The 13,610-nt window shown below is 71.0% G+C and carries 14 protein-coding genes; 10 read left to right on the top strand and 4 right to left on the bottom strand.

Annotated features, from left to right (window positions below; translation table 11 throughout):
* The first annotated feature begins 73 nt into the window (after positions 1-73).
* The 7 genes from BM175_RS11610 (at position 74) to BM175_RS11580 (ending at position 5,444) form a co-directional block, all read left to right on the top strand.
* Complete coding sequence (locus tag BM175_RS11610) at positions 74-1,144, top strand: catalase family protein (RefSeq protein ID WP_090963201.1); 1,071 nt, start codon at positions 74-76, stop codon at positions 1,142-1,144.
* An 81-nt stretch (positions 1,145-1,225) separates the two neighbouring features.
* Entirely contained in the window at positions 1,226-1,411 is a 186-nt protein-coding gene (locus BM175_RS11605; protein ID WP_090963199.1) for a hypothetical protein, read from the top strand.
* A 14-nt stretch (positions 1,412-1,425) separates the two neighbouring features.
* A complete protein-coding gene (locus BM175_RS11600) occupies positions 1,426-1,713 on the top strand; it encodes a hypothetical protein (protein ID WP_090963198.1) in 288 nt (95 codons plus the stop codon).
* 218 nt (positions 1,714-1,931) lie between these two features.
* On the top strand, positions 1,932-2,639 hold the full coding sequence (locus tag BM175_RS11595; protein ID WP_090963195.1) for a dihydrofolate reductase family protein: 708 nt from the start codon (positions 1,932-1,934) through the stop codon (positions 2,637-2,639).
* Between the two features lie 184 nt (positions 2,640-2,823).
* A complete protein-coding gene (locus BM175_RS11590; protein WP_090963193.1) occupies positions 2,824-3,645 on the top strand; it encodes a MetQ/NlpA family ABC transporter substrate-binding protein in 822 nt (273 codons plus the stop codon).
* 124 nt (positions 3,646-3,769) lie between these two features.
* Positions 3,770-4,807: a methionine ABC transporter ATP-binding protein gene (locus tag BM175_RS11585; protein WP_090963191.1), complete on the top strand. Its 1,038-nt coding sequence runs from the start codon at positions 3,770-3,772 to the stop codon at positions 4,805-4,807.
* On the top strand, positions 4,788-5,444 hold the full coding sequence (locus tag BM175_RS11580; RefSeq protein WP_090963189.1) for a methionine ABC transporter permease: 657 nt from the start codon (positions 4,788-4,790) through the stop codon (positions 5,442-5,444). The genes BM175_RS11585 and BM175_RS11580 overlap by 20 nt, the downstream gene beginning before the upstream one ends.
* Positions 5,445-5,448: 4 nt before the next feature.
* On the opposite strand, the gene BM175_RS11575 is transcribed toward BM175_RS11580, so the two are convergent.
* Both BM175_RS11575 and BM175_RS11570 read right to left on the bottom strand, forming a co-directional pair.
* Positions 5,449-6,309, bottom strand: a complete 861-nt coding sequence (locus BM175_RS11575; protein WP_090963187.1) for a glycosyltransferase family 2 protein — start codon at positions 6,307-6,309, stop codon at positions 5,449-5,451.
* On the bottom strand, positions 6,291-8,366 hold the full coding sequence (locus tag BM175_RS11570) for an HAD-IIB family hydrolase (RefSeq protein ID WP_090963186.1): 2,076 nt from the start codon (positions 8,364-8,366) through the stop codon (positions 6,291-6,293). Before BM175_RS11570 ends, BM175_RS11575 begins: the two co-directional genes overlap by 19 nt.
* On the opposite strand from BM175_RS11570, the gene BM175_RS11565 reads away from it, so the two are divergent.
* Positions 8,283-9,494, top strand: coding sequence for a glycosyltransferase (locus BM175_RS11565; RefSeq protein ID WP_090963404.1), 1,212 nt, complete (start codon positions 8,283-8,285; stop codon positions 9,492-9,494). The genes BM175_RS11570 and BM175_RS11565 overlap by 84 nt on opposite strands.
* Positions 9,494-10,690 (top strand): glycosyltransferase family 4 protein, encoded by a 1,197-nt coding sequence (locus BM175_RS11560; RefSeq protein WP_090963184.1) that lies wholly within the window; start codon positions 9,494-9,496, stop codon positions 10,688-10,690. The genes BM175_RS11565 and BM175_RS11560 overlap by 1 nt, the downstream gene beginning before the upstream one ends.
* On the opposite strand, the gene BM175_RS11555 is transcribed toward BM175_RS11560, so the two are convergent.
* The gene (locus BM175_RS11555; protein WP_090963182.1) at positions 10,672-11,637 is read right to left on the bottom strand and encodes a glycosyltransferase family protein; all 966 of its coding nucleotides are present in this window, start codon (positions 11,635-11,637) and stop codon (positions 10,672-10,674) included. The two genes, BM175_RS11560 and BM175_RS11555, sit on opposite strands and share 19 nt — an antisense overlap.
* A complete protein-coding gene (locus tag BM175_RS11550) occupies positions 11,634-12,278 on the bottom strand; it encodes a glycosyltransferase family 29 protein (protein ID WP_090963180.1) in 645 nt (214 codons plus the stop codon). Before BM175_RS11550 ends, BM175_RS11555 begins: the two co-directional genes overlap by 4 nt.
* A 184-nt stretch (positions 12,279-12,462) precedes the next feature.
* Here BM175_RS11550 and BM175_RS11545 point away from each other — a divergent pair, with 184 nt between their 5' ends.
* Entirely contained in the window at positions 12,463-13,605 is a 1,143-nt protein-coding gene (locus tag BM175_RS11545; protein WP_090963178.1) for a glycosyltransferase, read from the top strand.
* Positions 13,606-13,610: the final 5 nt, after the last annotated feature.

The following is a 13,610-nucleotide window of genomic DNA, read 5'->3' as shown; positions in this document are numbered from 1 at the left end:
CGAGCGGCGTCCGCAGCCGGCAACCTTTCCCGTCCGCCCGATGTTGAACGGTTCTACCTAGATGGAGCAGGATATGATCGCGCAAGCTGTACTCTACCGACCGGAGGTCGAGTTCGTCGATCCCGGCGAGAGCGAAACCGTCGAGGGCCTGAAGGAGACGTTCGACACGATCCTGGAGCGCACCGCGGAAGACTACGGCCATGCCGTTCGCTCCGTGCACGCGAAGTCCCACGGCATCCTGGAGGGCGAGCTGCAGATCGACGAGGGTTTGCCGCCCGAGCTGGCGCAGGGTCTCTTCGCAAAGCCCGGCACCCACAAGGTGTTCCTGCGCATGTCGACCAATGCGGGCGACATCCTGCCCGACGCGATCAGCCTGCCGCGCGGTCTCGCGATCAAGGTGCTCGACGTTGCCGGCGAGCGGCTGCCCGGCTCGGAAGGGTCGGCGCAGGACTTCGTGATGGTCAACGCGCCGGTGTTCCAGGCTGAGAGCTCCAAGCAGTTCCTCGGCAGCCTCAAGCTCCTCGCCGCCACGACCGACCGGATCGAAGACACCAAGAAGGTCGCCTCGAAGGTGCTGCGCGGCGTGCGCACGGCGCTGGAGACGGTCGGCATCGAGAGCCCGACCGTCAACACGCTCGGCGGCGCGCCGAACGTCGAGCCGCTCGGCGAGACCTACTATTCCACGACGCCCTTCCGCTACGGCGACCATATCGCCAAGTTCAGCCTGAAGCCCGTCGCCCCGGCGATGACGGCGCTGACCGGCCACGAGATCGAGGTCGAAGGCCGCGACAATGCGGTGCGCGAGGCGGTGCGGCGAGAGATGGCCGGTCTCGACGCCGAATGGGAGTTCCGCGTCCAGCTCTGCCGCAATCTCGATCGGCAGCCGGTCGAGGATGCGACGGTCGCCTGGGACGAGACCGAGGCGCCTTTCCAGCGCGTCGGCACCATCCGCGCCAAGGCGCAGGACAGCTGGGACGACGCCCGCGTGCAGAAGGTCAACGAGGAGATGCGCTTCTCGGTCTGGACCGGCATTGCGGATCACCAGCCGCTCGGCAACATCAACCGGGCCCGCCGCGAGCCCTACCGCCATTCGGCCGACTTCCGCGCCCGGTTCAACGGCTGCCCCTATCACGAGCCGTCCTGATCGACCGGCAGCGAAAGGGCCGCGTTGTCGAACCGGCGCGGCTTTCGCGCGTTGCGTCCGAATGCAAGGAGACTTCGATCGATGACGCTTCGCCCGACCCTCACCGCCGCCGCGCTTCTCGCCGTTCTCGGCCTTGGTGCCTGCAAGGACAACGGCACGGTGGAAACCCAGCCCGGCGCCGGCTCGGCCGCGACGCAGACCCTGACGCAGAGCCAGCAGTCCTCCGCCTCGGACGGCAGCGGCGGCGACGCGCACGCCGGCCACTGACGGGCTCCCCAGCGATGGCGACCGGGTGTCTCGAACCCCGCATCCTCGCCGAGCGCCTCGACGGCTGGCCGGAAGGCCATTGCGAAGGCTCGTTCGAGGGGCGGCGCTTCGGCGTCACGCTGCATCGGTCCGGCGACGGTCGCCGGATCTGGCTCTACGGCGAGGAGCGGGGCGGCGGCGGCATCGTCAGCGCCAACCTCTACCGTCTGGCGGACGGCGAGGCGCTCCTGCGCCCCTGCGAGATGCCGGCGGAGGTGGTGGCCCGCTTCGTCCTCGGCTTCCGGCCGGAAATCCCGTCGTAACCTTTCGTTAACCTCGCGCGCCGAGGCTGCTCCCTTCCCGCAACGGACCGGAGACGCCCCATGCGCCGTTCATCCCCCTCGCCCCGCCTCGGCATCGCCTTCGGCCTTTTGGCCTTCGCCCTTCCCCTGATCGTGGTCGCCGCCGTCGCCTGACGACGGCGCGCAACGGGGACGGGCCGACGACGCGGGGCTCTTTTTTTTAAGAAGGAGCCTGTCCCATGAGCCAACGCCCCCATGTCGTCTGTCATATGACGTCCTCGATCGACGGCCGTCTGCACCCGAGCCGCTACACGCAGAGCCCCGACGGCGCGGTGAAGGACTGGAGCGGCGCCTACGAGGCGATCCATGAGACCCTGAAGGGCGACGCCTGGCTCGTCGGGCGCACCACGATGGCCGAGATGGCCAAGGGTGAGCCGCACCGGCCCGAGACGTTCGACAAGCCGGCCCGCCCGATCCACCGTGCGCCCCGCGCGGATGAGCGCCCGCTGGCGATCGCGCCAGACACCGCGGGCAAGCTGCATTTCCGCGGCCCCGACGTCGGCGGCGATCCGGTGGTCGTGCTTCTCGGCAACGGCGTGTCCGACGCCCATCTTGCCGAACTCGTCGCCGATGGCGTCAGCTACGTCGTCTCGGACGGGCCTGAGGTCGATCTGGAGAAGGCGCTCGAGGTCCTGTCGAACGCGTTCGGCGTCCAGCGCCTCCTCGTCGAGGGGGGAGCCGCGATCAACGGCTCGTTCTTCGCCGCGGGGCTCGTCGACGAGTTCAGCGTCGTGCTGGCGCCCGCGCTCGACGGTGGCACCGAGGTCGAGGGCATCGTCGCCTTCGGCAAGGAGGGACTGAAGGGCAAGGCCCAGTTGTCGCTCCAGTCGGCGGAAACGATCGAGGGCGGTGCGGTGCATCTGCGCTACCGCGTCCTGCCGGGCTGACGGCGGTCGAGGGGCCGCGACGCTGCCGGCGCGGCGCTTCAATCCACCGGAATGGTCGAATTTGTCGCGCCGAGCCGGATTTTTAGGCAGTCGATCCTTTTCGTGCTGCAATGCGAAACGCTAGGGTCCTTCCGTCGGATCGCCCCCAAGTGCGATCCGCGCCATTCCAACCGGAGATACGCCGATGCGTCGCCCCTCGTCCTTCCTGTCCGCCCTGTCGCGCCGCACGGTCCTCGGCCTGATGTCCGGCGCGATGCTGGCCGCCACGGCCGCGGGCGCCGCGGCCGAGACGGTGAAGGTCGGCATTATGTCGGGCGAGGACGAGGCGGTCTGGCAGGTCGTTACGCAGGAGGCGGCGAAGGCCGGGCTCACCGTCGAGACCGTCGCCTTTTCCGACTACGTCCAGCCCAACGAGGCGCTGGCGAACGGCGAGCTTCAGGCCAACGCCTTCCAGCACCAGCCCTATCTCGACGCGCAGGTGCAGCAGCACGGCTACGACATCGTGCCGGTCGGCTACACGCTGGTCCAGCCGATCGGCCTCTACTCGCGCAAGCACAAGAGCGTCGCCGAGATCCCGGAGGGCGGCTCGATCGGCATCCCGAACGATCCGTCGAACGCCGGTCGCGCGCTGAACCTTCTCGCCGCGCAGGGTCTCCTCAAGCTCCGCGACGGGGCCGGCATCCTCGCCACCGCGATCGACGTCGAGGAGAACCCGAAGAACCTCGAGATCCGCGAGCTCGACGCCGGCATCGTCGGCCGCTCGATCGACGATCTCGACGCGGGCGTCGTCAACACCGACTGGGCGCTGAAGAGCGGCATCGATCCGGCTCGGGAGCGGATCGCGCAGGAGCCGCTGGAGAACAATCCCTATCGCAACTTCATCGCGGTGCGCGCTGCCGACAAGGACGCGCCCTGGGTGAAGACGCTGGTCGCGGCCTACCAGACCGATGCGGTGAAGGCCGCGCTGAACGACGCCTACAAGGGCACGACGCTGCCCGCCTGGTAAGCGCCCGCCGCCCGTCCCCTTCGTTTCGCCCAGAGGGCCCGCCTTCACCGAAGGCGGGCCCGGATGCGTTTTCATCCGGCCGGCAGGCCTTTCCTTCCGCGTCGGCCTTCGGCATGTCCCACCCATGACCTCTCCCGCCCCCATCCTCAGCCTCGCCGGCGTGCGCAAGCGCTTCGGCGACCACACCGCCCTCTCGGACATCGACCTCACCGTCGGCTCGGGTGAAATCCTCGGCATCATCGGCCGCAGCGGCGCCGGCAAGTCGACCCTGATCCGCTGCATCAACGGGCTGGAGCGCCCGGACGCCGGCACGGTCGCGATTGAAGGACGCGAGATCCAGGCTCTGGGGGAAAGCGCGCTGAAGCCCGTGCGGCGGCGCATCGGCATGGTGTTCCAGCACTTCAATCTCCTCGCCAACCGAACGGCGGCCGAGAATATCGAGCTGCCGCTCATCATCGCGGGCATGGCGCGGGGCCCGCGGCAGGCCCGCGTGCGCGACCTCCTGCAGCTCGTCGGCCTCGAGGGCCGCGAGGACCGCTATCCCGCGCAGCTCTCGGGCGGCCAGAAGCAGCGCGTCGGTATTGCCAGAGCGCTGGCGCCGGAGCCGGCGATGCTCCTGTCCGACGAGGCGACCTCGGCGCTCGACCCGGAAACCACCGAGCAGATTTTGGCGCTTCTTGCCGACATCAACCGCCGCCTCGGCCTCACCATCCTTCTCATCACCCACGAGATGGACGTCGTGCGCCGCATCGCGGGCCGCGTCGTGGTGCTGGAGAACGGCCGGATCGCCGAAGCCGGCGAGACGTGGCGCGTCTTCGCCGACCCGCAGGCGGCCGTCACGAAGAGCCTTCTCGGGCATGACGCCGCCGCGCTGCCGCCGGGCCTCGTGCTGGCACCGGGTGGCTCCGGCGAGGCATTGATCCGCATCGACCTCGGCGGGCCTGATGCCGGCGCCCCGCTCCTGTCGGACCTCGGCGCGCGGTTCGGCGCCTCGGCCCGCATCCTGTCGGGCGGTGTCGAGCCGGTCGGCGGCGTTCCGGTCGGGCGCCTCTTCGTCGGCGTGACCCCGGCCCGGCCGGACGATCTCGAGCCGATCCTCGCCCATCTCGCCTCGTCCACCATCCGCACGGAGCTTCTCGGCCATGTCGTCCGCGCTGACTGACCTCCTCATCCGCGCGACGTGGGAGACGATCCTGATGACGCTGGCCTCCGGCCTCGTCTCGCTCCTCGTCGGCCTGCCGATCGGCCTCCTCCTCACAGTGACCGCCAAGGGCGGCATCTTGGAGGAGCCCTGGACGAACCGCATCCTCGGCAGCTTCGTCAACGCCTTCCGCTCGGTGCCCTTCATCATCCTCCTGGTCGCGCTGATCCCGCTGACGCGCCTCATCGTCGGCACCTCGATCGGCACCTATGCCGCGATCGTGCCGCTCTCGATTGCCGCGATCCCCTATTATGCCCGGATCGCCGAGGTGAGCCTTCGCGAGGTCGATCCGAACCTCGTCGAGACGGCGCGCGCCATGGGCGCCGGGCGCTGGACGATCGTGCGGCACGTCCTCCTGTCGGAGGCGATGCCGGGCCTCGTCGCGGGCTTCATCGTGACGCTGATCACGCTGGTCGGCGCAACGGCGGTGGCCGGCGCGATCGGCGCCGGCGGGCTCGGCGACCTTGCCATCCGCTACGGCTACCAGCGCTTCCAGACCGAGGTCATGGTGGCCGTGGTCGCCGTCCTCGTCGTCCTCGTCTGCCTCCTGCAGTGGGCGGGCGACCGGCTCGTCGCCCGGCTCGATCACCGGCGCTGACGGATCAGGAGAAGAGGCGCTCCGCCGCGCCCGCGCCGGACGCCTCGATCTCGGCCGGCGAGGGAGCGCGCAGGAGACGGATCGCCTCGTCCCCCCAATCGATCAGCCCGGCGTCGCGGAACTGGCCGAGCCAGTAGTCCATGCACCAGCGCCCATGCCGCTCGCGAAACAGCGCGGCGTTGCGCAGGATGTGGTCGAAGTGGTGGAGCGGGGGCACCCGGACCGGGTGATGCTGATGATAGCACCGCGCCCCCGCCGTCCAGAAGAACGGCAGGCCGGAGGCGGCCATGCGCACGGCAAAGTCCGTCTCCTCGCCGCCATAGCCGACGAAGCGCTCGTCCATGCCGCCCACCGTGTGCCAGCGCGCGGCGGGCAGCGCGAAGGAGAGGCCCCAGAGCTCGCCCGCATCCGGCTCGCGGCGCACGCCCCGGATCGGCACGGCGGGCTTGGACGGGTGGACGCGGCCGAGCGCGTCGAGCCGCGCGAAGTCGAGCCCGGCCTCCGCCGCGCCGGCCGGAAGATAGAGGACCTCACCGAGAAACAGGCCGTCCTGCCTCTCAGCGGCCGCGCGATAGGCCTCGACCACGGTCGGTGAGGGGATGCAGTCGACGTCGAGGAAGATCAGGAGGTCCGACGCCGCCGTTTCGGCCGCCCGGTTGCGGGCCGCGGCGAGCGGCATCGGCTCGCCCGGCACCATGACGTGGCGCACAGGGCAGCCGGGATCGGGCAGATCGGCGAAAACCGCGTCCTGCATCCAGGCGATCACGAGTTCCGACGGGCGCTGCGTCTGGAGGGCGAGCCCCTGCATCAGGCGGGCGAGGTGATCCCGCCGCCCGCGTACCAGCGTCAGGACGCTGGCTTGCATGCGGCCCTCGCCTTGTCGCGGAAGTGGAGGACGCCCTCGATCACGCCGCGCGCATGGGTGTTGCGCGCGACATAGGAGTGGCGAAGCGCCGGCATGGCGGCGAGGCCGTCGGAGAAGTTGCCGACGATGATCGCCTGCGGAATGGTGCGCAGCATCTCGATGTCGTTGCCCGAGTCGCCGGCGACGAAGACGGCGTCCTGCGACAGGCCGAGCCGCGTGCGCACGAAGTCGACCGCGGTGCCCTTGGAAGCGCGGATCGGCAGGATGTCGAGATAGCGTCCGTGGCTGTGGATCACCGAGCATTTCAGCCCGGCCCGCTCCAGCGCCGCGCGCACCCGCCCGACGATGCCGGGCTGCCCCTCGGTGAAGTAGCTGAGCTTGTGGGCGCGCTGCTCGAGCGGCGCCTGCGGCAGGAGGCCCGGCACCCGTGCCAGCGCCCGGCGCGCCTCGTCCCGGTCCCAGGCGCGCGAGACGATGGCGCGCCACTCGGCGTCCTGCGTGTAGGTGGTGCCGTTCGGGTCGAGGTGATGGATCTCCGAGCCGACCGAGGAGATCACGACCTGCGGGCGCGGCGCGTCCTGCTGTTCGAGGATCGCGAGCGCCGAGTGGAACGAGCGCCCGGTCGCGACACCGAAGGCGAGCCCCGGCTGGCGCTCGCGCCAGGTGCCGAAGGTGCGCACGCCGTCGGCGCAGCCGACGAGCGTGTTGTCGATATCGCAGATGAGAAGCTGCTCAGGCCGCGTCGCGGCGTCGCTGAGGGTCGTGAGGGAGCCGAGTAGCGCATGGTAGCGCGCGGCGTGGCGCGTCCAGTCGTAGGCCGCCGCAACCTTGTCGCCCGCGGCCGCGAAGCGCACATAGACGGCCTCGTCCGACAGGATCGTCAGCGCGGCCTCGGCGATCGCCGCGTCGAGACGCGGGTTCACGAGGATGCCGTTGCCGCACATCTCGACGATGTCGTTGGGCCCGCCGGAATCGGTCGCGACCAGCGGCAGGCCGGCAGCCGAGGCTTCGAGCAGCGTCAGGCCGAAGGGCTCGTTCAGCGCCGGGTTGACGAAGAGGCCGCCGCGCGCCTTGGCGTGGGCGTAGATCGCTGGCACGTCCTCGGGCCGGTGGTGCTTCGGATAGGCGACGCGCCCGTAGAGGTCGTAGCGGTCGATCAGGGCGAGAAGCTCGGCGACGGTCTCGGCCATGTCGCCGTCGAGCGTCGCGTAGTCCTCGCGCGCGCCGGCGAACAGGACGAGATTGGCGCGCTCCTGCAGCGCCGGGCTTTCGCCGAAGGCCCGCACCAGGGCGGCGAGGTTCTTCTTGGCGACCGGCCGGGCGAGAGCCAGGATCACCGGCTTGTCCGGCTCGCGCAGGAAGCGGGCGATGGAAGCGTCGACGCGTGCGCAGGTCGGCGCGCCGGCAAAGCGCTGGAGATCGCTGCCCGGCGCGAGGATGCGGATCCGCCCGGGCTCGTACGCCTCGTAGCCCATCCACTGCACCTCGGCCTCGTCGCGCGAGGAGGCGATCACCAGCGAGGCGTCGGCGAGCGCCGCGTTCTCGGCCCCGATGCGCCGGTCGAGCGCCGCGTCGTCGCCGGGCCGGAGGCCGAGCGTCTCGCGCTTCACACGCCCCAGCGAGTGGGCGGTGAAGACGAAGGGGATGCCGAGCCGCGCCTCCACGATCGCGGCAACGCTCGCGGCGTCGGCATAGTGGGCGTGGAGGACGTCGGGGCGCCGGTCCCCGGCCTCGATGAAGGCGACGAGCGCGTCGGCGAAGCTGCCAACCTCGGTATGGAGCGCTTCCTTTTCGAGATAGGCCGGGTCCTCGGTCCAGAAGCGGACAATCTCGGTCTTCCCGTCGATCCGCTCGAAGCCTTGCGCGTAGTCGGCGCCGAGACGCATGTCCTCGAAGCGGCGCGTGGCGATCACGATGCGGGAGACGGCGGGGTCCGCCGAGGATGCCGCCACGAGGTCCAGGAGGTAGCGGATATGCCCGCCGGTATCGGCCGTCAGCCCGTATTCCACGTCCTTTGCGCGCAGGCACCCTTGAAGTGCGACATGAAGAATGAACATGGCTCTCTCCAACCCTTGACGCAAAACCACTCGAACAGATCAGAGCAACGGCTCATGCAGGTAAATCCAACGGCGAAGCCCGGTAAAAATATCCGGGTCGCCCAAGTTGCTCCGACAATATTTCCGGTGCCACCCAAAGATCACGGCGGGACGGAGAGAGTCATCCACGATCTCTCCATTGCGCTCCAAGACCTCGGAGTCGAGGTAACGCTATTGGCCCCGGCGGACAGTGCGACCGATGTACCAAGGGTCGGAATCTGGCCGAGTTTGTTTAGCTTGGAAGCGAAATACGGGGCTGTGCCGCCCTCCATCCCCGCCGTCCTGGAAGCGGCGCGGATGGAGGACCTGCGCACGCGTCTCGACGCCTTCGACATCGTCCATTGCCACGGCGAGTTCTTCCATGCGGCGCTGCTCGGCGAGCGCCGCCGGCACAGCCTCACCACCATCCACTGGCGGGTGGACGAGCTCGACCGGGAAATCTTCTTCCAGACCTTCCCGGACCTTCCCGTCGCCGCGATCTCGGGCGCGCAGGAGGCGATGCTTCCGGCCGCCAACCGGGCCGGCGTCGTCCATCACGGCATCGCAGAGGACCGCTATGCGCTGGCGGACGGCGCGGGCGGCTATCTCGCCTTCGTCGGCCGGATGACCGACCAGAAGCGGCCCGACCGGGCGATCCGGGTCGCCGACGCCGCGGGCCGCCCGATCCGCCTCGCCGGCACGGTGGATGTCGGCAATCCTACCTATTTCGAGCGCGAGGTGCGCCCGCTCCTGTCGGACACGGCGACCTATGTCGGCCCGCTCGGAGATGCTGCGAAGGGCGAGTTGCTCGGTGGTGCCGAGGCGCTGCTCTTTCCGATCGACTGGCCGGAGCCCTTCGGCCTCGTGATGATCGAGGCGATGGCCTGCGGCACGCCGGTCGTCGCCTGGGACCGGGGCTCGGTCCGCGAGATCGTCGACGAGGGCGTCACGGGCTTCGTCGTGTCGAGCGAGGCGGAGGCCGTCGAGGCGATCGCAAGGGCCCGGGCCCTCGACCGCGCGGGCGTGCGTCGCCGCTTCGAGGAGCGGTTCACCGCCCGTCGCATGGCCGCCGACTACCTCGCCCTCTACCGCAAGCTTCTGGACCGCTGATGCGCACCGCCCTCATCGCCTGGGACTACCCGCCCGCCCCGAGCGGCCTCTCGACCGCCGCGCGCGAGATCGCCGAAAGCCTCGTCGCAAGCGGCGCCGACGTGACCGTGCTGACGCTCGACCGGCGCGGCGTGTCGAAGGCGGGCGGCGTGCGGATCGTCGGCGCCGAACCCGCCGCAGGCGGCGGCATCGCGCGGCTGCGCCTCTACGGCGCGGTCGGGCATCTGGCCGCGCCGCTCGCCGTCCGCCGCGCGATCCTCGCCGAGCACGCCCGACGCCCCTTCGACGTCGTCGAGGCGACGAACTGGTATGCGCCCGCCTGCCTTCTCGCCCGCCGCCCACCGATGGCTCTCGTCACGCGCAATTCGACGCCGGCCGCCTTCTCGCGCGAGCCGGCGGACACCTTGCGCGACCGGCTCGACGGCTGGGCGGCCGACCGGCTGGAGGCGCGGCAGGCGCGCGGCAGCCATGGGCTCATCTCCAACACCGCCGACCACGGGCGGCGCATCGCGGCCGAATACGGGCTGGTCGAGGGCGACCGGCCGCATGCCGTGATCGGTCTCAGCCTGCCGCCCGCCATGCTGGCCCGCGCGCGAGCGGCGGGCTATCCCGGCGCCGCCGACGGCGAGCCGATCCGCCTTCTCTTCGTCGGCCGGCCGGAGCACCGCAAGGGCTTCGACGCGATCCTCGGGGCGGCGGAGATCCTCGGCCGCGAGGCGGACGCGGGCACCCTGCCCCCGTTCCAGGTCCGGCTGGCGGGCGTCGACGGGTCAGCGCTCGACGGCGTGGCGGCAGGGCCTAGCGCGCGCCTCGAACCGCTCGGCCGCCTGCACGAGGACGATCTCGCGCGCGAATACGAGGCGGCGCACGCGGTCCTCGCCCCGTCGCGCTACGAGAGCTTCGGCCTCGTCTACCAGGAGGGCATGGCCTACGGCCGGCCGATGGTGGCCTCGATGGAGGATGCCAGCGCCCGCGAGTTCGTGGGCGCGACGGGGGCCGGCGCCATGGCGCGCGAGACGACGGGGCCCGCGCTCGCCGAGGCGCTGCGCCCGGTGATCGCCGAGGCCGGTGTGCGCGAGACCCTGCGCCAGCGCGCGCTGACGGCGGCCGGCCGCTTCACCCGCGAGACGCTGGGGCGAGAGACGCTGGCGCTCTACGAGGAGGCGATCGCGCGCTTTCAGTCACAAAAGGGCTGAAGCAGGGCGTCCTCCTCCTCGAGCCGCCCCGCGCCGGGCGCCATCGCCTCGTAGGCGCGCGAGCGGGTCTCGACCCGCGCGCGGGACAGATGGTGGTCGATCGCCCCATGCAGCGCGAGGAGGCTGCGCTGCCACGGCCGGTCCGGCCGCTCGTGGACGCGGCCGGCATAGCGGACCTCGCGTCGGTTGAGCCGGTACTGCGTGTCGGGAAAGAGGTCGGCGAGGCGGCCGTCGACGAGATTGCGCCGCGGCAGGCCGACCGACACGGCGCCGCCCGCCTCGGCCAGCCTTGCGAGCGCCGGCAGAAGCGCGGCCGCGGCCGGCTCCAGCGTCTCGTCGGTGTCGAGCTGCAGCATCCACGGGGCGGGCGAGAGATCCTGCAGCGCGTTGCGCTGGGCAGCGAAATCGCCCGCCATCGGGCGGCGCGCAACGAGGATACCGGGCTCCGCCGTAAAGGCCGGTCCTTCGCCGTCGACGAGGATCACAATGGTCGCCCCCATCGCCAGGTGCAGGCGGAGCATCTCCCGTGCCGCGTCCCATTCCGCGGCCCGGCACATTAGTCCCATCGCGATGGGGTCGGCGCAATTTTCATCGAGATACGCGAGGTCGGCCTCGGCAGCAAGATCGGCATGCGGATGGGCCAGCGCCGCGCGCTGCGCGGCATCCGCGGGGGTCGCGCCGCGGCGCCAGCGCGTGGCGGCGGCGCGCAGCGTGAAGATGTCGAGGCCGTACGGGGCGTCCCGGTCGAGGCGGAACCGCTCGGCGGCCATTGCCGCGCCGAGATGCTCCAGCGCGTCGGGCCCCTCCGCCCGGTCGGTCAGGACGCCGCAGAAGCTGCAGGCCAGCGCGAAGCGCCGCGTGGCGCCGTCCGGCCAGGACAGGTGCCGGTTGCTCGGCGCAAGCGCCCGGCCGCCGCACAGGAAGCAGCGCGGCGTGGGTGCGCTCATGCGGCGAGCGAGTTGGCGAGCGGATGGAGGCGCAGGAGGCCGCCCGCCGCCATCGCCTCGAACCAGCGTCGCTCGCGCGCCCAGTCGTGCCCCTCCCAGCCCTCGAAGCCGAAGCCATGGACGTCGATCTCCACCATGCCGCCATAGCGGCGCAGGAGATGGAGCGACACGAGGAAGCCGGTGCTCGGCGGCGGCGGCGGGCTGCCGGGCGTGTGGATCAGCGCCGCCGCCTCGCGATGGACGGTGGCGGGCAGCAGCGTGATCGGCCGGCCGAGCGGGCGCAGCAGCGCCTCCGCCTCGTCGGTCCAGTCGCGCCCGTCCTTGCTCATCGGCGTCGGAGAAGGCGGCTTACGGGGAAAGGGAAACAGGAAGGTCTCGGCGGCCCGCACCACGGGACGATCGAGAAAACCCGGATCGTCCAGCCATTCGCGCATCTGCCCGCCGTGGTTGACGAGGGCGAGATGGGTCACGCGGCGCCCCGCACGGGTCCCGAAGCCGGCGGCGTTATTGAAGCGCACCACCCAGTCGGCGGCGTCGATCGCCGCGCCGCAGTCGCCGAGTTCCGGCGCGTTGCCGACGATCGCGATGCGACGCGGGGTTCGGCGCAGGGGCGAGGGCCCGCCACGCGGTGTATCCGACATCAGCCCGTCCTCGTTTCCGTCCGCCAGTCCCGCTACATGCCCCCGTGCCGCCCGAAGGAAAGGGCGAACCTGCGTCACTTCGCGCGGAGCACGGTGACAAAAGCGAAGGGAGCCATAGATTCTCCCACCTCGCATTCCGCCGGACGGGGGTTCGGCGCGGGAGACCCAAGGGGAACGCTCAGCCGTGCCGAAGCCGATCACCTTCTTCGTCCATCACCAGGGGCGTGGCCATGCCAACCGCACCATGGCGCTGGTGTCCGAGTTCTCGCGCGACCGGCCGGTCTCGGTGATGACGGCGGGGCCGCACCTCTTCGACGGCTTCCGGCGCGACATCGAGATCGTGCCCCTGCCCAACATGATCGGCGCGGCGGTGCCGACGCCGCGCCTCTACGCCGAGCCGACGCCGCAGGTGATGCACTGCGTGCCGCTCGGCCTTGCCGAGATGCGGCGCACGATGCGCACCATCCTCGACCACCTCGACGAGCGCGAGGTCGGGCTCTTCGTGGTGGACGTCTCGTCCGAGATCGCGCTCCTGTCGCGCATCGCGAGCGTTCCCGCCGTCCAGATCCGCATGCACGGCGACCGCTCCGACATCGGCCACATCGGCTCCTACGAGGCCTCGGTCGGCATGCTCGCGCCCTTCGACGAGCGGCTGGAGCAGGACGACTATCCCGTGCATCTGCGCGCCAAGACCTTCTATTCCGGTGGCCTGTGCACGACGCTCGACGCGGTGCCGGAGAAGGCCGAGGCGCGTCGCCGCCTCGGGCTCGACCCGACCCGCGAGATCATCGTGACCGTGACGGGCGGCGGCGGCAGCGGCACCCCTTACGCGCCCCTGACCGTGGCGGCCCGCGCCGCGCCGGATGCGCTCTGGCTGACGCTCGGGCCCACCCACCGCGAGGGGCACGAGACGGATTTCGCCAACCTGTCCGAACTCGGCTGGGTGCCCGGCGTGACCGATTATCTCGCCGCCGCCGACATCGTGATCGCGTCGGCCGGCGACAACACGATCCACGAGGTCGCGCGCGTCGGCGCCCGGCTGATCGTCATGCCGGAATGGCGCTATTTCGGCGAGCAGACGCGCAAAGCCGAGGCGCTGGTGAAGCTCGGCGCGGCGGTGACCGGCCCGATCTGGCCGGGCGATCTCGCCGGCTGGCAGGCGCTTCTGGCCGAGGCCCGCGCGCTCGACGGCGAGGCGATCCGCACGCTCCACGAGCCGGAGGCCGCCCAGCGCGCCGCCGGCTGGCTGGAAGGGCTGACGGACGAGCTCTGGGAGGGCGCGAAAAGCCGGGACGAGGCGGCCCCCGCCCTCAAGGTCGTCGGCTGACCCCA

The sequence above is a fragment of the Aureimonas phyllosphaerae genome (assembly GCF_900113065.1).
Taxonomy (GTDB): domain Bacteria; phylum Pseudomonadota; class Alphaproteobacteria; order Rhizobiales; family Rhizobiaceae; genus Aureimonas; species Aureimonas phyllosphaerae.
Note: the sequence above shows the minus strand (reverse complement) of the source record. Positions and strands in the feature narration are given on the sequence as shown.